This window comes from Ensifer sp. PDNC004 (genome assembly GCF_016919405.1).
Taxonomy (GTDB): domain Bacteria; phylum Pseudomonadota; class Alphaproteobacteria; order Rhizobiales; family Rhizobiaceae; genus Ensifer.
On record NZ_CP070354.1, the window covers coordinates 515448 to 536153 of the forward strand.

The window sequence follows — 20706 nt, forward strand, 5'->3', positions numbered from 1 at the left end:
AACAGGGGCTCTTTTCGCGCAGAAGTGCATTTATCCCTCGCCGATTTGCTGACTCTCGCATATTATTTAGCAATCGCTAAGAGGGCTAGCCGACTTCGATAGATCGGCATTGGCGGAAACCGCACACGCTTCGGATTTTTGCATTCTTCCCGGATCTCGACGCCTCCTATTGGGGGCACCGAAAGACATGAGCCATCGCGGCTCGCACACCGAGTTCAGGCGTCAGACGCATCTTATGGAGAGCGTTATGTCCGATTGGAACTACGGATACCCGCCTTGTGCCCGAGACCAACGTCCCGGAGGCGACCATGGCCGGCGCTGATTTCGACAACACCTCGCACACAGCCTGGATTTCCCAGGGGTTCGAAAGGCTGGTCGACCGGGTTCGAAAGGCGCCGGCCGCACTCCACTTCGACGTCCTCATCGTCGGCAGTGGCTATGGCGGCGCGATTGCTGCCGCCACTATGGCCGGCCGCACGAAGGGCGGCGCCCCGGTCAAGGTCGGGGTGCTCGAACGTGGCAAGGAGTATCTGCCGGGCTCGTTTCCGACGGGCCTTGCCGAGCTGCCCCGCCATATCCGTCGCGATCGCAACAAGGAGGGGCTGGTCGACGTACGGATCGGCCCGGAGGTCGTCACGGTGGTCGCAAACGGCGTCGGTGGCGGTTCGCTGATCAATGCCGGCGTCATGGAAGTTCCCGACGAGAACGTGTTTCACACGCGCTGGCCCGATGACCTCAAGGACCTGACGACCTGGCGGCAGTATTATGATCGTGCAAGCGAGCTTCTGGGTGGCACCGCAAACGGTGTCCCGAACTCCATCTCGAAGCATCCCGACGGCATACCCCAGAAACACAAATCCTTCCGCAACATCGCATCGACGGGTTTCCGCGAGGCGGCGATTACGGTCGCCATGACCGACACGGTAAGCTCGGGAAATGTCCAGCTTAACAAATGCGTGCGCTGCGGCGACTGTGCGACAGGCTGCAATTTCGGCGCAAAGAACTCGCTCGACGTCAACCTGCTCGTGACGGCGCTGCGCAACGAGGCGGAAATCTTCAGCGGCGCGACCGTGCTCAGCGTCAAGCCGGACGGCGGCAACTGGATCGTCGATTGCGTCTATACCGACGCGGCCCTTCGCGGACGCGACCGCGAGGTGCTGCAGGTGCGCGCAGGCAAGGTCGTGCTGGCGGCGGGCACGCTCGGCTCGTTCGAAATTCTGAAGCGCTCACAGGCCAAGGGCCTTAGCCTCTCCGTGCATTTCGGCAATCACTGCTCGACCAATGGCGACATGCTGGTGACCGATTATGCCACATCAAATCCAGTCAATACCGTCTCGGACGAGGCCGTGCAGCCCTCCAGGCGCGCGATCGGTCCCACCATCACCGGCGTGCTCGATCTTCGAAAGACGGCCGGCGTCCTGATCGAGGAACTCTCTGTTCCAGCCGGCCTGCGCCTTGCCTTTACCGAGATCTTTGCGACGCTCAACACGCTTCACGGCCTCGACCGGATCGACTGGTCGACGCATACGCGGGGCTTCCCGGACGATGACGCCTATGTGGCGCCGACCGGCAGGATAGAACATTCCGCTGTCTATGCCGTCATGGCCGATGACGGTGCCGCCGGGCGTATGGAACTGGATGGTTCGGCTTCCGACGACAACGACGGCACCGCGCGGATGCGCTGGGACGACCTGCCGTCCCTGCCGGTCTTCGACACCGAGGTCGAGGCGCTGGCGCGGCTGGCGAAGAATACGGGCGGTCGCATTATCGCCAATCCCGTCTGGAAGCTACTTCCAGCCAGCCTGAACTGGCTGCTACAGAACAAGCGCGGTCCGCTTACGACCGTGCACCCGCTCGGCGGCTGCGTAATGGGCAACACCGGTGCGACGGGCGTCGTCGACCATCTGGGGCGCGTCTTCAAATCGGAGTTCCCGAACGACTTCCACAATGGTCTTGTGATTCTCGACGGCTCGATCATTCCGACGGCGCTTGGCACCAATCCGGCGCTCACCATTGCGGCAGTGGCCCTGCGCGCCTCGGAGACGCTCGCAGCAGCCTGGGGTTATGTCGCCCCGGCTCCTGCTGCGCCCGGCCTTGCTTTGGTTCGCCCGGTGTTTCGTGAAACCGATGCCGCCGCATCTGCCCCTGATGCCGATGCCGAGATCATCGAGCGCCTTGCCGGCCGGGTCAGGTTTTCGGCGGCCGGGACAGCCGTTGAAACTCGAGTTGTCGAGCTCACGCTGCGTTTCAAACCGAAGGCGCTGGCCGATCTCGCGCCAAGCAATGGTGGCGATGGAACGCTTGAGGTCGCGACCGATGCCACAGCGCCGCTGGCCCGGAGCATGGTCCGCATCTTTCCTGCGGATCAGTGGGACAATCTCCATCAGACATGGGCGCCTGCCGGCCTGAAGGAGCAGAAGCTCGAGGCGATCGCCACCTTTACCGCGCCCCTGACCGGCAGCCTGCGGGTCCTCGAACGCCAGTCGACGTGGGTCGGCGGCAGGATCTGGCGTGCCGGCAAGGCCTGGGTCCTCAATCGCGGCCTGCGCGACAGCTATCAGGCGATCGTCGATGGCGATGGTGGGCCCGGCTTCCTTGAGCGCGTCCGCTCGGGTCTTGCCATCGCCAGCCGGTCCGGCGAAGTCCGCGCCTTTGTCTATGATCTGAAGATCGGCACGCCGGACCCGATCACCGGCGGCATCTCCCTTGTGGGCGACCGGATCGTCGGCACCAAGCGCTTCACCTATGATCGGCGCTCCAATCCCTGGCGTCAGCTCATGGAGGTCGCGCTGGAGCAATTTCCGGGGTTGGAGGCCGCGTCCGGCGGCCGCGTGCTGACGCTCGACCTCGACTATCTCGCCCGCATCGGCGTGCCGCTCGTGCGCATCACGGAACAGCGCGACGGCGTCGCCGCGATCGGAGCGCTTCTGACTTTCCTCGGGTATTTTCTCCGGCTGCTTTTGGGCATGCATATCTGGAGTTTCCGTGCGCCCGACAAGGACAAGGACCCGGCGAACGACGTGGTGGATTTCCGCCCGCCGGCGCAGTTGAAGATCAAGGGAGGCGGCACGGTCGCAGCGCAGCGACAGACGCTCGTCGTCGGAACGACCAAGCCTCAACTCGGCGGCCCGCCGGTTCTCGGGAAAGTCCTGCTGACCCGCTATCCCCATCCCGGCACGACGAAGCGGCCGCTGGTGATGATCCACGGATACAGCGCCGGCGGGACAACCTTTGCCCACCACGCCGTCAATCCCAACTTCGCGAGCCATTTCTGGAAGACGGGGCGCGAGGTCTGGATCGCCGACCTCAGGACCAGCCCGGCGCACCCGACCGCAAGTGCTGCCTGGAGCTTCGACGAAATTGGCAAGGAAGACGTGCCCTTGGTCCTGCGGACGATCGCCACACAGACCGGCGCGCCGAAGCTCGACGTCATCGCCCATTGCATGGGCACGATGGTTTTCAGCATCGCCACGCTGGAGGGCAAGATTACCGATCTCGTCGATCGGGTGGCCTTCACACAGGTCGGTCCGCTGGTGGTCTTTACGCCCGCCAACATCTTCCGCGCCTATGCGGTGCGCTACCTTCTCGGCTTCCTGCCTGACAGCTATAGCTTCAATCCGGATAAACCGACGCTCGCCGACGACCTTTGGGACCGCGTGCTGTCAACGCTTCCTTACCCGGTCGAGGAATTCGACGTGGAAAACCCGGTCTGGCCCTGGAAGCGGACGCCGTGGACAAGGACCCGGCACCGGATGGACGCGCTCTATGGACGCGACTTCAACGTCGCCAACATGGAGCCGGAGATGCTGCGCTTCATCAACGAGCATTTCGGCGCGCTCAGCCTCAATACGGTTTCCACGACAGTGCATTTCGTGCGCAACGCCATGCTCACCGACTACAGGGGGCAAAACCGGCTGGTGTCGCGGGAACTCCTGCGGGATAATTGGAAATTCCCCACCTTCAGCGTCCACGGATCGGGCAACGGTCTGACGGATCCCGCGACCGTCGACCGCATGCGCCGCGTCTTCGACGATGCGGGGCGTGTCTACCTGGAACCCTATCTCAACCCGGGTGCCGGCCACCAGGACGCGCTTATCGGAACGACGCGATACGCGACCTTGCAGAAGATCGAAGCATTTCTCGACAAGAACATAACGCAGCAGCCGGTCGCCGCGGCCACCACGATGACGGCCTACCCGCCCTGGATCGGGCCGATCATCACTGAGGAATTCGGAGATCTTGTCATTCGCGTCGGCTCGCTGCCGGCGCTCCGCCAGACCGAGGGCGTGATCATGCTGCGTGTTCAGGTAAGTGGCGACGATATTCTTCGTCCCGATGGCCTGCCCTGGGATCTGCCTTATGTCCTCAGCCACATGATGGTCTATTGGTCGCCCGAGTTGCGCGACAATCGCTGGGACGCGTTCCAGGCTCCCCTCCCGACGTCAATGCCGGGGTATGATCCGAACTATCCGGGAAACGCGTTGCTCGTCCTGCTCGCCTACGCGGAGGAAGATACTCTGGCGCCTCCCGGGGCGGTAAAAGCCCAATACTATGCACTAGCCAAGGACGGTATCGTCTACCGAGCAGCCCTTCGGCATTCGAACGCGAACCCGGAAGAGAAGCTGCAAGATTTGCGCTACGAGCGCTTCGAACAGATATCGAGCGCAATATCGGATGCGATGAAGGCGCCGTTGCCCGACATCAATCCGGGCAAGGTGACAAAATTCTCGCCGAACCGCCTTGTCTACAAGGGCATGACACCGACGACGAATTTGACGGTTGACGCGGTTCCGCAGTCAACGGCGTCTGCCAGTACGTCGATGACGCTCAACTTCCTGATGGGCGATGCGGCGCTGGAAAACCTGATCGAGCAGGATCGGGGGCTGATGGACGGCGTGATCCCTTATGATTCTCCGCTCGTTCCTGCGGCGCTCCCTTCGCCCGCCGGTACCAGCTTCATTCTGGGCTCGTGCCAGTACCCGGCCGGTTTCATCGACGGCAAGGTTGCCTATCGCTCCTACGGGCGCGTTGCCGACAGGATCGGGGCAGGGGCGGGGATCCAGCCGAAGTTTGCTCTCTTCGTCGGCGATCAGGTCTATGTCGATCCGACCGCCGGGCTCTATGATCCGGCGACAAACGACGACCGATATCGGCTGCCTTACGAGGCGTGGCTGCGCGAACGCAACGTGCGCGAGGTGTTGCGCCGCATTCCGTCGTTCATGCTTCTGGACGACCACGAGATTGACGACAATTGGGAGCCGCTCGCGTCTCCGAAAGATATCGATTCGAATGCAACGCTGAAGAAGGATGGTTTTGCGGCTTTCGAGAAGTACCAGCGTGGACTGGACACCAAGCTGAACGTTCAGCACAACACCTTCGACTACGACGGCTTTCACTTTTTCCTGCTCGACACCCGGACAGAAAGAACGCACCGCAAGGTCGGCGCCGGGCTTGCCAACGCGACCCTGTTCGACCCGGGGCTGGCCGTCGGCCAGACGATGGGCAAGCTTGTGGCGTGGCTTGCGGCCGCAGGCCCGAAATTCATCGCGTCGCCATCGATGTTCCTGCCGCGTCATCGCCGTGCGGTTCAACGGGACACAAGTCTCAGTCCGGACAATCTGAGCGCGCTGCGCTCCGACGGCTGGGACGGGTATCCAAACAGCCTGCGCGACGTGCTTGGGGTTATCGCCGCCGGAAAGATCAAGCATGTCGTGTTGCTCTCCGGTGATGAGCATCGGGGCTGCATCGCAACCGCGAAGCTGACGGAAATGGACGGGACACCGATCACGACCGTTCATTCGATCCATACGGCGGCGATGTATGCGCCCTATCCCTTTGCAAACGGCATCGACGAGGACATCGTCGAACAGGAGACCTTCGAGTTCGACTACAACGCCACGCGCTATCGTTGCATCGTCAATGCGACGAGGCCCGATCCCGGCGATGGGGCGACGTTCCTGCGCGTCCGGCAGGAGGGCGCCGATTGGAAGCTCGACTGCGAATATGCGGGGACTGTGCAGACGCTCACGCTCTGATCGCATCTCCAGGTGCAAAGGTGTGCGATCGGCACCTTCAGAGCGCCTTTTCGCGGGCGCCGTGTGCTTGCGTGCTTCAGGCTTGAATCCTTAAACGAAAGCTCGACCCGGCACGTTCACGAGGACGTGTCCGTGCGGTCACTTCATGCGGCCTTGTCGCCCGATGCCGTCGCTTGACAGTCGGTTCAAAATAAACTTAACATGTTAATGGATTGAGGCTTTCCGATGAGGAGCAAAGGGAAGTTTCAAGCGACCGGGGAGATCTGCCCGCCGGATAACCTTCATGTGACGTGAAGGATCAGGCGCGGGCATGCGATGTTCGCCGCGCGTGAATATGGGGTCGACAGGGAGGAACCTATGAAACTGAGCAGACGGAATATGATGAAGACCGGCGGTGCCTTGCTTGCCGCGCCCTTCGTTCTGAAAATGGGTGTGGCGCGCGCCCAGGAAACTATCACGCTGAAACTGCACCATTTCCTGCCGCCGGCATCCAACGTTCATCAGCGGCTGTTGACGCCGTGGGCGAAATCGCTGGCAGACCAAAGCGGTGGCGCGCTGAAGGTCGACATCTTCCCGGCCATGCAGCTCGGCGGAAAGCCGCCGCAGCTCTACGATCAGGCGTCGAACGGCGTCGTCGACATCGTCTGGACCTTGCCCGGCAACACGCCTGGACGCTTCCCATCCACCGAAGTGTTCGAACTACCGTTCGTCGCCGCCAAGGAGGCGACCGTCAACGCACAGGCCTGCCAGGAATATGGCCAGACGCATGTGCTGAAGGAAACCGGCGACACCCAGCTCCTGTGCTTTTGGGCGCACGACCAAGGCCTGATCCACACCAACAAGGAAGTGACGTCCAGTGCGGACCTCGCCGGGCTCAAGCTTCGCAATCCCACACGCCTTGCCGGTGAGGCACTGGCGGCACTGGGTGCGACGCCGGTCGGAATGCCCATTCCGCAGGTGCCGGAAGCACTGGCGCAGCGGGCTATCGACGGTTGCGTACTCCCGTGGGAAGTGGTGCCTTCGATCAAGGTGAACGAGCTTACCAAGTTCCACACCGAGATCCCGGGCTCGCCGACGCTCTATACCGCGACCTTCTTCCTGGCGATGAACAAGAGCAAGTACGAGGCATTGCCGGCCGACCTCAAGGCCGTGCTGGACGCCAACAGCGGCATGGCCTTCGCCAAGAAGGCCGGCGAGATGTGGGACAGTGTCGGCGCAGAAGTGCGCGCCGCGATCGAGGCATCCGGAGAAGGCACAATCAGCACGATCAGCGAGGACGAAAAAGCGAAGTGGGTGGAGGCGACCAGGCCCGTCCACGACAAGTGGATCGAGGACATGAAGGCCAAGGACCTCGACGGCAAGGCGCTGATCGCCGCAGCGCAAGCGCTCGTCCAGAAATATTCGGGCGCCTGAGCGCACTGCCGTGAACGTGGCGCCTGAACGCGCCGCTGCATGAACCAACAGCTCGGGGCCTCAACAATGGAAGACGTAGGATACGAGGATGCGGTGAGGGTGCCGCGACGCAGGGAAGTCGAACGCCTCGCGGCCGGTTTGGCACTCATCGGCGGCACGCTTCTTTGCCTTGCGGCGGGACTGGTCACCGTCAGCGTGCTGGGCCGCTGGCTGTTCAATCGGCCGGTGCCGGCCGATTACGAACTGGTGGAGGTGGCGGTCGGTGTCGCCGCCTTCTCCTTTCTCGCATACACGCAGGCCCGCAATGGCCATATTGCTGTCGATACCTTCACGATGGCTCTTCCTGCACGCGTCACCCGGGTCATCGACGGCCTGTGGGACCTGCTTTTGGCCGTCTGCCTGGCGTTTTTTGCCTGGGGGCTGTTTACCGGTGGCCTGGAGGCGAGGGGATACGGGACGACCCTCATCCAGCTGCCCTGGCCGATCTGGCCGGTCTATCTGACCTGTGCCGCGCTCGCGGCGCTCGCGGCCGTCATCGGACTTTCCGTTTCCCTCTTGAAAATTGGAGGCGGCCGATGAGCGGTTTTGCCATTGCCTTCGTCGGCTTTGCGGCCATGCTGCTCTTGATCGCCATCCGGATGCCGATCTCTCTTGCCATGCTTGCGGTCGGTGCTGCCGGCTATGCCTATCTCTCCGGCCCGCATGCGCTGGTCTACTATCTGCAGACCAACACCTATAGCCAGTTTGCCAGCTACACGCTTTCGGTCATCCCGCTCTTCATCCTGATGGGCGCGCTCGCCGAGCAGTCGGGCATTGCCGCAACGCTGTTTCGCGTCGCCGAGCGGGGCTTCGGACGCTTCAAGGGCGGAATGCCGATGGCCGTCATCGCCGCCTGCACCGGGTTCGGCGCGATCTGCGGCTTGTCGGTCGCAACCACGGCGACCTTCGGACGCGCGGCGCTGCCGGAACTGCGCCGAGCCCGGGTCGACGTCGGGCTTGGCACCGGGACGATTGCCGCCGGCGGCACCCTCGGCATCCTCATTCCGCCATCCGTGATCCTGGTGGTTTATGCGATCACCGCCGAGCAGAACATCGCCAAGCTGTTTCAGGCAGCCCTGGTGCCGGGGCTATTGGCGGCCGCCTTCTACCTGATCGCGATTGCGATCGTCGTGCGGCGCAGGCCCGATCTCGCGCCGCCGGTGACGGCGACCGAGACGGTTCGAACGCCTCGTCCGTTCTGGGCGAGGCCGCTGGGTCTGATCATCCTGGCCGGTGGTGTCATCGGTTGGTTGCTCGGCTCGCTCGGGACGGTCGGCGGGATCCTGTTGGCGATATTCGGCCTGCTGCTGCTGGCTGCGGACTTTGCGATCGTGCCGGCGGCGGTCGTCGCCGTCACGGTGGTCGGCGGCATCTATGGCGAGGTGTTCACGCCGACGGAAGGTGCCGCGGTGGGGGCTGCCGTAACGCTGCTGGTCGGCCTGCTGCAAAGGACCTTGAGCCTCGGCGCCCTGAAAAACGCTCTGCTGCAGACGGCCGAAACCAGCGGAATGATCTTCCTGATCCTGCTCGGCGCGGAAGTCTTCGGCGCGTTTCTGGCGCTGACGCAGATGCCGGCGACGCTTGCCGCAATGGTCGGACAGTCGGGCCTGCCGCCCTATGTCGTCATCTGCGGAATGCTCGTCACCTATCTCGTGCTTGGCGCCGTCATGGACGAATTGGCGATGATCCTGCTGACGCTGCCGGTCTTCATTCCGATCATCCTGACACTGGATCTGGGCATGCCGACCGAGGATGTCGCCATCTGGTTCGGCATTCTCGTCCTCATCGTCGTCGGCATCGGTCTTTCCGCCCCGCCGATCGGCCTCAACGTCTTCATCATCAACAAGCTGGCGACGGATGTCCCGATCGTGCAGACCTACCGAGGCGTCATGCCCTTCGTCATTGCCGACCTCATCCGATTGGCGATCATCACGCTGTCGCCCGGTGTTGCTTTGGCACTGGTCCGGCTGTTGAATTGAGAAGAAGCAGACGAGGCGCACCCTCCGCCTCGGGGCGGCGCGCTTACAGATCCTTCCAGCTGTGGAACATGGCGGCCTGGCCGGCATGTTCGCCGTTGGCGCGCACCAACTGCCAGACGATGGCGTTCTCGATCCAGAAGCGGCGTCCGGATTTCGCGATCCGAAGGCCGCGATAGTTGTCGATGAAGCCCTTGGTGGAGACGCTGTCTAAAAGACGCTGCCGTTCCTCGCGGTTCGGCGCCTCGGCCGAGAGGCGCGACGGCATGCCGATGAACTCCTGCCAGGTGTAGCCGAAGCAGGCCTGCGCGGTTTTGTTGGCGTAGAAGAAACGCGGGTCCTCCGATCGGTCGTGCGCCAAAAGCGCAAAGGGTGCGCTCTCGTAAAGCCAACGGCCGTCGAACGGATGGTCGACCAGCGCCTTGCCGGTCACCTGGCGGAAGCTTGCAACGATCAGGGCGAAGGCGTCATCGGCATCATAGTCGGTTGTCATCGCCCTTCGTCTCCATGACCCGGGGGTGGCGTCAGGCATTCAGGGACGGAATGAACTTCCCGTCATAACGCACCCGGAAATTCCGGCGTTGCGCATCTTCCTGGAAACAGACGAACACCAGTTCGAGGTCATTCGCGCTGCTGCGCCTTCCAAGCAGGCTGAGGGTGATCACGACCACGCCGCCATAGGTGCGGGTCAGCGCGATCGCTGCCCGTCGAATTTCGTTGGTCCCGGCGTCGTCCCGCTCTTCGCGGCGCTCATAGACCTGCCAGAAGGGCGAGGCCTCCCAGGCTGCGCGCAGCGCCTCGGTGATCTGGTCCTTGAACTCTTCGACGGATCTGCCCTTGCTCCAGGAGACGGTCTTTTCGGTGTAGTCGGCAAAAATGTCGAGATAGCCGTCATAGTCGTTCGCATCGGCAAAACACCGCTCGATCATACCGAGCGCCACTTCGTCGGAAACTGCTGCCTTGAAGAATATCGTCATCGAATCGCCAACCCTGCCTTGAACGCCTATCTAGTCAAAGCGCTAAGGATGTATCTAGTCCCCGATTGTCATATTGCTGTGCCGAGATGTCCTCTGCGTAAGGCGATCGGCGCTGGTGTTCAAGATCGCCATTCTTGCCAATTTTTGCCATGGGCGTTATTCCGCCGCCCGTGAGGTGCGCGTCCGGAATCCGGTTCGTTGCGCTTTGCCTACGAACTGGCGCTTCCTGATTTGCGAAGTGTCGGTCTGAAGAAATACCCCTACCTCGTCTTCTATCGTCAACAGGCCGACCATATCGACGTGTGGCGCGTGCTGCATGCCAAGCGGGACATCCCGCAATGGGTGCAAGGGCCGGACGGTTCCTGACAGCCCACCGACTGTAAGCTATTGGTTGCTTTGGGAAAGCTGAGGCAAAAACTCCGCGAAACTGAGCGGAAACGAGACGAAATTTCTAAGGCTTGGCACAACCAGGGTCCGCGTTCCCTCGCGCTCCCACACGCCTGCCGATAGGTTCTGGGGCAGCATCAACACCGGAGAACCGCATGAAACGCCTCCTCATTCTCGGCGCCACCCTTGTCGCGCATTTTGTGACCCCTGCGCTGGCACAGGAGCCGACGAAGCTTCTCAACGCCTCCTACGACGTTTCGCGCGAACTCTTCGTGGCCGAGAACGAGGCCTTCATCAAGCAGCATCCGGGCGTGACGATCGACCAGTCGCATGCCGGCACGTCGAAGCAGGCCCGCTCGATCCTCGAAGGCCTGGAAGCCGACGTCGTCACCTTCAACCAGACCACCGATATCGAATTCCTGGCCAAGAACGGCTTTGTCTCCAAGGACTGGGCGAAGGCGTTCCCGAATAATGCCTCGCCGTTCTATTCCTTCCCGTCTTTCCTGGTGCGCAAGGGCAACCCGAAGAACATCAAGGACTGGTCCGACCTGGCCCGTGACGACGTTCACGCGGTCTTCCCCAATCCGAAGACCTCGGGCAATGCGCGCTACACCTATCTGGCGGCCTATGCCTGGGCCAAGGAGGCCTATGAGGGCGACGAGGCGAAGATCGAGGCCTACATCACCAAGATCTTCGACAACGTTCCGGTGTTCGACACCGGCGGCCGCGCCTCGACCACGACCTTCGTCGAGCGCGAAACCGGCGACGTCCTGATCACCTTCGAGGCCGAGACCCGCAGCATCGCCAAGCAGTATGGCGCCGACAAGGTCGAAGCCGTCATCCCGTCGGTCAGCCTGCTCGCGGAATTCCCGGTCGCGGTCGTCGACAAGGTTGCCGAGAAACACGGCACGCAGGCGCTCGCCAAGACCTATCTCGACTTCCTCTATACCGAGGAAGGCCAGCGCATCGCCGCCGAATTCGGCCATCGCGTCCGCAACGAGAAGGTTGCCGGCGAATTCAAGGCGCAGTTCCCGGATATTCGCCTCGTCAATGTCGACGACGTCTTTGGCGGATGGAGCAAGATCCAGTCCGAGCACTTCGCGTCCGACGGCATCCTGGACAAGCTCTACGGCAGCCGCTGATCGCTCTTTGACCTCGCAATCAATCAGCCCGGCAGACGAACCGTCTGCCGGGTTTCACCATGACATGACAAGGAAATGAACGCTTGAGACGCAATGTCCTGCCGGGTTACGCCTGTCGCTGGGGGTGACGCTGCTCTATGTGAGCCTGATCGTCGTTCTGCCGCTGGCAGCCCTCGTGTTCAAGGCGGCGAGCCTCGGCCCTCTCGATTACTGGCAGATCGTCTCGTCGCCGCGGGCGCTCGCAAGCTATCGCGTCACCGTGACGGCCGCGCTTGGCGCAACGCTCTTCAATCTCTTCTTCGGCCTGGCGCTCGCCTGGGTGCTGGTGCGTTACCGCTTCCCCGGGCGCCGCATCGTCGATGCCATGGTCGACCTGCCGTTCGCCTTGCCGACGGCCGTTGCCGGTATTTCGCTGACCGCACTGTTCACGACCAACGGCGTGTTCGGCTCGATCCTCGAGGACTACGGCATCAAGGTCGCCTATACCCCTATCGGCATCATGATCGCCATGTGCTTCACGTCGCTGCCCTTCATCGTGCGCACGGTGCAGCCGGTGCTGGAGGATCTCGATCCGGCGCTGGAGGAGGCGGCACAGTCGCTTGGCGGCTCGGATATCGCGATCTTCCGCAAGGTCATCCTGCCGCTCTTGACACCAGCACTTCTCGCCGGCGTCTCCCTGTCCTTCGCCCGCTCGCTCGGCGAGTTCGGTGCGATCATCTTCATCGCCGGCAATCAGCCGATGTCGACCGAGATCACCGCGCTGCTGATCTTCATCCGGCTCGAAGAATACGATTATCAGGCGGCGGCAGCGATCGCGTCCGTGCTGCTGCTGACGGCCTTCCTCATGCTCGCCGTGACCAACTGGTTGCAGGCGCGGGCGCTGCGCTATACGCGGAGGTCCTGACCATGCGTTTCAAAAAGACCGCACGCACGCTGCCGCGGGTGGGTGACGGACCTGTCTTCCGCCGTGCCCTGATCGGCGCCGTACTGATCATCGGCGCGTTCCTGATCCTCGCGCCGCTGCTGATCATCGGCGTCGAGGCCTTTGCCAAGGGCTGGCAGGTCTATCGCGACACGATCCTGCATCCCGACACGCGCCACGCGATCATGCTCACGGTGCTTGCCGCGCTGATCGCCGTCCCAGTCAACACCGCCTTCGGCGTGGCCGCTGCCTGGGCGATCACCAAGTTCGATTTCCGCGGCAAGGGTTTCCTGCTGGTGGTGATCGAGATCCCGTTCTCGGTTTCGCCGATCGTCGCGGGCGTTGCCTATCTCTTCGTCTACGGGCTGCAGGGTCTGTTTGGCCCGACGCTCGATGCCTATGGCATCAAGATCCTGTTTGCCATTCCCGGCATCGTGCTCGCCTCGATGTTCGTCACCGCGCCGTTTGTCGCCCGCGAGCTCATTCCGCTGATGCAGGCGCAGGGGAGGGACCTCGAAGAGGCGGCCGTTTCCCTCGGCGCTTCCGGCTTTCGCACCTTCTTCTCGGTGACGTTGCCCAACATCAAATGGGCGCTGCTCTACGGCGTCGTCCTTTGCAATGCGCGCGTGATGGGCGAGTTCGGCGCGGTTTCGGTCGTGTCGGGCAACATCCGTGGCCAGACCAACACCCTGCCGCTCCATATCGAGCTGCTCTATCACGATTACCAGGCGGCGGGCGCTTTTGCGTCGGCGTCCATTCTGGCGCTCATTGCCGTCTTCACCATCATCGCCAAGGTCGCTCTGGAGCGCCAAGGGGCGGGCCGCGTCCGCCCAGTTGCCAATTCCGCGGAGAATGCATCATGAAGATCCGCCTTGACCACGTCGTCAAGACTTTCCAAACCTTCCGTGCCGTCAAGGACGTGTCGCTCGAGATCGAAAGTGGCGAGCTCGTCGCGCTGCTCGGGCCCTCCGGTTCCGGCAAGACGACGATATTGCGCATGGTCGCCGGGCTCGAATTCGCCGATGGCGGCCACATCTATTTCGGCGACCAGGATGCGACCGACATCCCCGTGCGCGATCGCGGCGTCGGCTTCGTGTTCCAGCACTACGCGCTTTTCCCGCACATGACGGTGGCCCAGAACATCGCCTTCGGCATGGAGGTCTCGAAGGTCAAGCGCGACAAGGCGGCGATCCAGGTGCGGGTCGCTGAACTTTTGCGCCTGGTTCGCCTCGAAGGGCTCGGCGAACGGTTTCCTGCGCAGATCTCCGGCGGCCAGCGCCAGCGCGTCGCCCTGGCCCGTGCGCTTGCCGTCGATCCCAAGGTGCTCTTGCTCGACGAGCCATTCGGCGCGCTTGATGCTAATGTCCGGCGCGAGCTGCGGCGCTGGCTGCGCGAAATCCATACCCAGCTCGGCATCACCACGCTCTTCGTCACTCACGACCAGGAAGAGGCGCTCGATCTTGCCGACCGCGTGGTGATCCTGAAGGATGGCCACATCGTCCAGCAGGGAACGCCGGAGGAGGTCTGCCGCGAGCCGAAATCGGCCTTCGTCATGAAGTTCCTCGGCGATGCCAACATGCTGCCCGCCGAGGTGCGTGACGGTCGGGCCTATGCCGATGGCGTGGTCATCGACGCTGCAGGGATCGCCGACGGCAAGGCCGAGCTTTACGCCCGGCCGGTCGATCTCGATTGGGCGATCGGAGGTCCCGGCATCGCTGCCAATATCAGCCGGGTGATGGATCGCCCGGCCGGCCGCCGGGTGGTCGCGACGACCGAGCGCGGCGTGCCGTTGGAACTGGACTTGGAGCCGGAGCGGGTCGTGAAGGCCGGCGACACCGGCTACGTGACGCTGCGCCGCGCGACGGTGTTTGCGATATAGGTTGAGATGGCGCGGGCGGCGGCCAGGATTCACAGGCACGAAGGCCGCGTCCAGCCTCTTGCCGCCGTCAGGCGAAGCGGACGGCGTTCCGTGCGCGCGCCTTGGCGGCTTCTTCCTCGCGGTTGCGTGGGGGCTGTGACGTCTCGAGTGCGTCGAGCAGTTCCTGCGCGCATGCGGCAATCGAATTGACGGCATGCTCGAACGCCGCTTCGTTCCGCTTGGATGGCTTGTTGGTTCCGCTCAGCTTGCGCACGAACTGCAGTGCAGCGTCATGGACCTCGGCGTTCGTCGCCGGCGGCTCGAAATTGAACAGGGGTTTGATGTTTCGGCACATGACGGTCTCCCGGTCCTCTTCGTTCTCGCTCCTGTCGAAGCCCGGATCTTAGTGCCCGTTCCTCATCAGCGAAAGACCTTTACCGTCGGCTGCCCGCAATCCGACCGTTGGCCGGCTCCGCTCAAGAGTTCCGGCCGTTCTGTGCCAGGCGCATGCCGGCCGCGCGTCCACCGCTCGGCACCACGACGATCTGCTTGACCTTGCCCTGCTTGAAGGCGGTCAGGAACCGCGGATAGTCGGCGAAGGCGACGCAGCCATGGGATTCCGCGCGCTTGCCGCGCAGCAGGTAGCTATGCGTCAGGAAGCCGTCGCGGCCGTGCTTGTTCCGTCCGTCGACCGGCAGCATGCGGATCGCTTCGACCCCGTGGAAACGGGTTTCGCGCATCCTGAGATTATAGGTGTGCGGCGGCGTCGGCCCGGTCATCTTGACGTCGACGTAGCGTGGGTTGTCGGCCATCTTGCCGATACCGGAATGGGCCTCGAGTACGCTGCCGTCAGGCATATAGACCTTGGCGGCGGTGATGTCGTAGACGGCGACGCCGTTGCCGGCTTTCGCTCCGCCGCCAAACATGTTGCGCAGCGCCTGGCCGAAGCCGGTGCCGGCACTGTTTTCGGTCGGATCTTCCGGTCGCGCATAGGCAAGCTTCTGCTTCTTCGGCGCTTCATCCTCGTCTGCCTTGGCGGTCTCTTCTTCCTTTTTCACCGCCGCGGCTTCCGCCTGTTTGGTCGCAGGTTTTTCGTCTTCGGCGGGCGGCTTTTCCGCCTGCGCGGTGCGGGGGCGGAATTGCGGCATGGGACCGACCGAGGGCGTGTCCTCATGGCTCGGCAGGGCGGACGTGTCTTCAGTCTCGTCCTGGTCCTGGTCCGGCTGTTCGGCGAGATCGTCCTCGGACGGTGCCGTCAACAAAGCGGAAAAGGCGCTGCCTTCCACGTGGCTCTGGGATGGGGTGGCGTAGGCGAGTTGGACCGGATATTGGGCCGCGGCAACGCTGGCGATCGGCGCGAAGCGTTCCGGCGCCGGCAGGCCAATCGTTGCGGCCTGGCGGCGGGCCTCGGTCGAGGGAGTGGAGTTGCTTGCGACTTTCTCGGACGCCAGTACGGCCTTTTTCACCGCGGCTGCGATCCGGGCACTTTTGCCGATCGTTTCCGCGTCCATCGGGAACAGGGGATCGGACGCGAACCTCGCCTCGCTGGGAGCGAGGCTTGCGACCATGACTGGCTGCGCCGCGGCGGCGGCCACGAGCCGCGTCGCCTGGTTGGTTCTGGCGTGTTTGTCCCAGACGCGCTCTTTGGTCTTCTCAGCCAAATGCAGCTGCGGCTTCGGCAGCAGGCGGCCGGAACCATGCGCGTAGGAATTGCCGATCGCGGCCATGCCGACAAGCGACCACGCAGCCGCGCCGACGAGGGCGGTGCCGCAGCAAGTGATCAGCAATGGGCGCAACAGACGGTGCAAAGACTGTGGGCGAATGATCTTACTCAACAACGCAAATCAAGCCAGAAAATCTCACAAAGGCTCTCACCCCGGCGATCGAACGCCGCTGCGCGATTTCTGGATTGTCCCCTTCTTGACGACTGATGGACAAAAGATGGAGAAGTATGGTTAAATTTTGCTTTCCAACCGCCGAAATAGACCCCAGATCGATTTTCTTTCGCCGAAAAGGCCCATTTTGGCCGCTTTCCGGACCGTTTTCACGCGCGCGAGGTTTAAGCCTGCCTGTTACAATACCGTGGATTGCAGCTCAGATGCGCGCGCCTTGGAAGGCCAGCCGGAAGCAGGCGCCCCCGCTCGGGGTGGTCAGGATGCTCACACGGCCATTGTGTCGCTCCGTGATCTGCAGAACGAGATTGAGGCCAAGACCAGCGCCGCGTTCCCGTGGATTGAGGCGGTAGAAAGCCTCAAAGACGCGCTCGCGTTCCGCCTCCGGAATGCCAGGGCCGTCGTCGCTGACTTTGATCACGCCGCCTGGCTCGACCCGCACGACGATCATGCCCTGGTTTCCCGCATGCTCGATCGCGTTCTGGACGAGATTGGTAACCGCGCGTTCGAGCGAGACTGCGTCTCCCTGTATCATCGACTGCTCCGTGTTTTGCTCGAACGACAGATCGTAGCCCTCGTCGATGGCAAGCGGAGCGAGGTCCGCGGCGACGTTGCGGCAGAGCGCGACGAGGTGGCGGACGTGAACGGCCTGGCATTGGCTTCCAGCCGCTGCAGGTCGAGCAGCTGTTCGGCGAGCGCCGATATCCTCTCGCAGTCTGAGATCAGCCGGTCGCGCTCCGGCCCGGAGGCGAGCAGGTCGAGGCGCGCCTGAAGAATGGCCACAGGCGTTCGCAACTCATGGGCGGCGTCGAGGATGAAGCGCTGGTGTTGGCCAGGACTGGAGCGCGCTGTTGATGCTGCGCACGAGCGGACGGACCTCGCTCGGCACCGCCGTTTCGGCCAGCCGGTGGCTTCGGTGCGTCCTGTCGATCTCGTCCGTTTCGCGCGCGAGATCGCAGATGCCCCGGATCGCCCGGTTGACGATGCGCGGCACCGAAAAGATCGTGACGAGCGCGAGCAGCACCAGCATCGGCGCGACGAACAGGCGAGAGAACGAAAAGATGAGCGAAGGTTGGCTCAGAAGCGTTCCCTGTCCGAATACGGTGAAGCTGCCTTCCTCGTTTGTCATGCGCCGGATGACAGCGAGATAATCCGATGGCGGGCCGTCGTCGCGGATGTCCGAATAGGTCATCCGGTCGAGCGCCACCGTCATGCCGCGGTAAATCTCCGGCACGTCGCCGGACTGGACGATTTCGCCGCTGTCGCTGCGCGATGAACCAGAAATGCAGTTGTTCGCGGTGAACGCGCGCCAGGTCCGCGGTGTCAGCAAGTTCGAGCTTGCCGCCAGCGCCCCGCTTTGTCGCGCGGAACGCCGTCTCGACCGGGGTAGGACTGACGAGCGCGCCGCCTTCGTCAGCGACCACCAGCAGCGTAACGAAGGACAGGCCGAACGCGAGAAGCACCGCCAGCTGCAGGACCAGCAGAGGCGCGATGAGAAGCTGCTTGAGAGACCGTGGCCAGAGCTTCCACACCATCCGCACCATGTTTGTTGGACCGGCTACGCCGTTCGGCTGACGCTTGTTTTGACGCGGCAAAAACCGATGCCAGTAAAACCGTGCGGAGACGATTGTAAACAGGAGGTTGCACGGACATTACGCGGACAGGCGGGGGAGGTGCGAGCGGGTTTGACGATCGCTCACGCCGTTCCATCTCAAGACGTTGACTTGTCCCTGGCCCTGGCGAAATCGACGAATGCCCTGAGTGCTGCCGGCATCTGCCGTCGGCTCGGATAATAGAGATAGAAACCGCCGACCAGGTCGTTGTCGACGACGATCTCGATGTTGAGCTTCGGATGACTTTCGAGAAATCGCGCGACGAGGGGCAGAAGCACCATTTTTGCCGAAGCGCGTGCCGTGTTGAGCCTCAGCCGGCCGATCGGCGCCCCCCGAAAATTGTTGAGGTCGTCAAGCGCGTCCTCGATGTCGCGGAAGGCGGGCGCGACACGGGCGAGCAGAAGTTCCCCCGCTTCGGTCAGTGCGACGCTGCGGGTGGCGCACGGTTTCCGTTTCGACGGATTTCGAACTGGCGGTTTGAACGAAGAGCGGACACCGAGCTCCTTCGCAATGTCGATGTCCGCAATCGGGACACCCGGGCGCAGTTCCGGGCTTACCATCCGAGGTCGAGCTCCCCGGGCATGCCGGAAATGCCTCGACCAAGACGACCACTACCGCCAGGCCAGCCGCCGCACCGTTTGAGGAAAACGGCGCGGCAGAAGGCGACCGTGCTTGTTATTCGCGGACGGTCCGGGTTCGTGCCGTGCCTTGAGCCGGTTTGATCTGCAAAATCTGCAGCCATTTTACCCAAGGCGCTTGCTGGGCGATTAAACATGAGTATAAAAGACAAGTATTAGCCTGCGGCATCAATCAAGCCGCAGGATCCCCCGCGAAGTTTGCGCCATGCCCGTCGAAATCCACTCCCAAGACCGCCGCGTCGCGCTTCGCTAGGAAGGGCAGCATGGTGGCAAATTCTCTCAATCACTGGCTCGGCCTGCTCTTCAGGCGCCACCACAAGGAGGTGGTGCGGTACGCCTCGCGCCTGATCGGTAACCGGGACGACGGTGAGGAAGTGGTTCAGAACGCCTATCTGCGCATGGTGAGGGTCGACCGCCGCAATGTCGAGCATCCGCGTTCCTACCTGTTCAAGGCAGCCCGAAATGCGGCGATCGACTTTCGTATCAAGCTGGAGCGGGAGTGGTCGCGCCGGGTCGAACTGAACCAGGCAGACCGCCTGTCGTCGTCGGACGACTTTGCGCTGCGGCTGGAATTTCGCGACAAGGTAGCAGCCCTATCCGTACTCTTGAACGAACTGCCGATCGCCTGCCGGACGGCTTTTATCATGAACAAGGTCGAGGGCCATTCGCACCGGGAAATAGCCGAAACACTTGGCATCTCGGTCAGCATGGTTGAAAAGCACATGCTGCGTGCGCTGTGCCATTGCCGCGACGTGCGGCGCGAGATGGACCATGTCTGAAAGGGCGATGAAACCCGCATCGACGGCAACGCACTGTCCTGCGAAAGACATCTCCGACGCGGCGCTCGGCTGGGTCGTCCGGCTCCATTCCGGTGAGGCGACCGTAGACGACCAACGCGCCTATGAGGCGTGGCGCGGACAAAGCGCAGAGCACGAGGCGGCAGCGGTGGAAGCGGAAGCCTTGTGGGACGATGCGGCACATCTGCGCCGCGATCGCCGCACCGGCCTCATCTATCCCGGCCGCGACACCGCGCTCCTTTCACGACGCCGCCTTCTGACCGGCGCGGTCGGCATCGCTGTCCTGGGCGGCGGGCTTGCCGCTTCGCGCCCCTGGCTGCGCATCCTCGGCTCCGATTACGCGACAGCCACGGCAGAGACCCGTTCTATCGACCTGCCCGACGGGTCGAGGGTGATCCTCAACGCGCGCACGGCGATGGATGTGGATTTCGACGAGCGGGCCCGCCGGGTGGTTTTGAAGGAAGGCCAGGCATTTTTCGACGTGGCGGCGGACGCGCGGCCGTTTCAGGTTGCCTCAGGTGAAACCATTGTCACGGCCCTTGGAACCGCTTTCGATGTGGACGCCAATGCCGCCGATGGTTCGCTCGGCATTGCCGTGACCCGTCATTCCGTTCGCGTATCGCCAATGGCTGGCGGCGACCTCATGGGCGTTACGCTCGCCGAAGGGGAGCGTGTGTCGGTCGGTGGTGACGGCGCCATCGGCAGCCCTGCCGTGCAGGATCCGGCAATCGCGCTCGCTTGGCAGTCCGGCATGTATGTCGCCGAAAACCGCCGGCTCGGCGACGTCGTCGCGGCCCTCAACCGCTATCATGGCGGCTGGATCGTCTTCAGTCACGACCGCTTGAAATCGACGCTGGTCAGCGCCGTTTTGGATTTGAGAACGCCGGACGCCTCGCTTGCAGCGCTTGCGTCCGGCCTGCCGATCCGGGTCACACGCATGACCCGCTTCGTGACACTGATCTCGGCGGTCTAGCCGGTTTCATTTTTTTTTCGAACGCGGTTGCGGATTTTTGGGTG

At 62.9% G+C, this 20706-nt stretch carries 17 protein-coding genes and 2 pseudogenes; 11 read left to right on the forward strand and 8 right to left on the reverse strand.

The window, feature by feature from the left end; genetic code table 11:
- The first annotated feature begins 308 nt into the window (after positions 1-308).
- The 4 genes from JVX98_RS30710 to JVX98_RS30725 all read left to right on the forward strand — a co-directional run bounded on the left by JVX98_RS30710 (position 309) and on the right by JVX98_RS30725 (position 9466).
- Positions 309-6035, forward strand: a complete 5727-nt coding sequence (locus tag JVX98_RS30710) for an alpha/beta fold hydrolase (protein WP_205239617.1) — start codon at positions 309-311, stop codon at positions 6033-6035.
- 357 nt (positions 6036-6392) lie between these two features.
- Complete coding sequence (locus tag JVX98_RS30715) at positions 6393-7448, forward strand: TRAP transporter substrate-binding protein (protein WP_205239618.1); 1056 nt, start codon at positions 6393-6395, stop codon at positions 7446-7448.
- Between the two features lie 39 nt (positions 7449-7487).
- A complete protein-coding gene (locus JVX98_RS30720) occupies positions 7488-8027 on the forward strand; it encodes a TRAP transporter small permease (protein WP_205239619.1) in 540 nt (179 codons plus the stop codon).
- A complete protein-coding gene (locus JVX98_RS30725) occupies positions 8024-9466 on the forward strand; it encodes a TRAP transporter large permease (protein ID WP_205239620.1) in 1443 nt (480 codons plus the stop codon). Before JVX98_RS30720 ends, JVX98_RS30725 begins: the two co-directional genes overlap by 4 nt.
- Before the next feature lie 43 nt (positions 9467-9509).
- On the opposite strand, the gene JVX98_RS30730 is transcribed toward JVX98_RS30725, so the two are convergent.
- A complete protein-coding gene (locus JVX98_RS30730) occupies positions 9510-9956 on the reverse strand; it encodes an MEKHLA domain-containing protein (protein ID WP_043612039.1) in 447 nt (148 codons plus the stop codon).
- Positions 9957-9987: 31 nt separating this feature from the next.
- A complete protein-coding gene (locus JVX98_RS30735; RefSeq protein WP_205239621.1) occupies positions 9988-10440 on the reverse strand; it encodes a hypothetical protein in 453 nt (150 codons plus the stop codon).
- A 177-nt stretch (positions 10441-10617) separates the two neighbouring features.
- On the opposite strand from JVX98_RS30735, the pseudogene JVX98_RS30740 reads away from it, so the two are divergent.
- The 5 genes and pseudogenes from JVX98_RS30740 to JVX98_RS30760 form a co-directional block, all read left to right on the forward strand.
- Positions 10618-10806 (forward strand): annotated as a pseudogene (locus JVX98_RS30740) (type II toxin-antitoxin system RelE/ParE family toxin); the annotation flags it as partial.
- 176 nt (positions 10807-10982) lie between these two features.
- A complete protein-coding gene (gene cysP, locus JVX98_RS30745; RefSeq protein ID WP_192448457.1) occupies positions 10983-11969 on the forward strand; it encodes a thiosulfate ABC transporter substrate-binding protein CysP in 987 nt (328 codons plus the stop codon).
- A gap of 83 nt (positions 11970-12052) precedes the next feature.
- Positions 12053-12873 (forward strand): annotated as a pseudogene (gene cysT, locus JVX98_RS30750) (sulfate ABC transporter permease subunit CysT).
- A 2-nt stretch (positions 12874-12875) separates the two neighbouring features.
- Complete coding sequence (gene cysW, locus JVX98_RS30755; RefSeq protein ID WP_192448459.1) at positions 12876-13754, forward strand: sulfate ABC transporter permease subunit CysW; 879 nt, start codon at positions 12876-12878, stop codon at positions 13752-13754.
- Positions 13751-14770 (forward strand): sulfate/molybdate ABC transporter ATP-binding protein, encoded by a 1020-nt coding sequence (locus JVX98_RS30760; protein WP_205239623.1) that lies wholly within the window; start codon positions 13751-13753, stop codon positions 14768-14770. Before cysW ends, JVX98_RS30760 begins: the two co-directional genes overlap by 4 nt.
- A gap of 67 nt (positions 14771-14837) precedes the next feature.
- On the opposite strand, the gene JVX98_RS30765 is transcribed toward JVX98_RS30760, so the two are convergent.
- The 6 genes from JVX98_RS30765 to JVX98_RS32770 all read right to left on the reverse strand — a co-directional run bounded on the left by JVX98_RS30765 (position 14838) and on the right by JVX98_RS32770 (position 18814).
- Positions 14838-15104 (reverse strand): DUF2277 domain-containing protein, encoded by a 267-nt coding sequence (locus JVX98_RS30765; protein ID WP_205239624.1) that lies wholly within the window; start codon positions 15102-15104, stop codon positions 14838-14840.
- 121 nt (positions 15105-15225) lie between these two features.
- Complete coding sequence (locus tag JVX98_RS30770) at positions 15226-16545, reverse strand: tlde1 domain-containing protein (RefSeq protein WP_246765075.1); 1320 nt, start codon at positions 16543-16545, stop codon at positions 15226-15228.
- 298 nt (positions 16546-16843) lie between these two features.
- The gene (locus JVX98_RS32395) at positions 16844-17176 is read right to left on the reverse strand and encodes a sensor histidine kinase KdpD (protein ID WP_246765076.1); all 333 of its coding nucleotides are present in this window, start codon (positions 17174-17176) and stop codon (positions 16844-16846) included.
- Positions 17173-17424 carry a hypothetical protein gene (locus JVX98_RS32400; RefSeq protein ID WP_246765077.1) on the reverse strand — a complete coding sequence of 84 codons (252 nt, stop codon included), beginning with the start codon at positions 17422-17424 and terminating at the stop codon, positions 17173-17175. The genes JVX98_RS32395 and JVX98_RS32400 overlap by 4 nt, the downstream gene beginning before the upstream one ends.
- A gap of 13 nt (positions 17425-17437) precedes the next feature.
- A complete protein-coding gene (locus JVX98_RS32405) occupies positions 17438-17971 on the reverse strand; it encodes a hypothetical protein (RefSeq protein WP_246765078.1) in 534 nt (177 codons plus the stop codon).
- 381 nt (positions 17972-18352) lie between these two features.
- Positions 18353-18814, reverse strand: a complete 462-nt coding sequence (locus tag JVX98_RS32770; protein ID WP_205239625.1) for a hypothetical protein — start codon at positions 18812-18814, stop codon at positions 18353-18355.
- A 341-nt stretch (positions 18815-19155) separates the two neighbouring features.
- Between JVX98_RS32770 and JVX98_RS30785 the strand changes: the two genes are divergently transcribed.
- Positions 19156-19671, forward strand: a complete 516-nt coding sequence (locus JVX98_RS30785; RefSeq protein WP_246765079.1) for a sigma-70 family RNA polymerase sigma factor — start codon at positions 19156-19158, stop codon at positions 19669-19671.
- Between the two features lie 7 nt (positions 19672-19678).
- A complete protein-coding gene (locus JVX98_RS30790; protein WP_205239626.1) occupies positions 19679-20662 on the forward strand; it encodes a FecR domain-containing protein in 984 nt (327 codons plus the stop codon).
- Positions 20663-20706 lie beyond the last annotated feature (44 nt).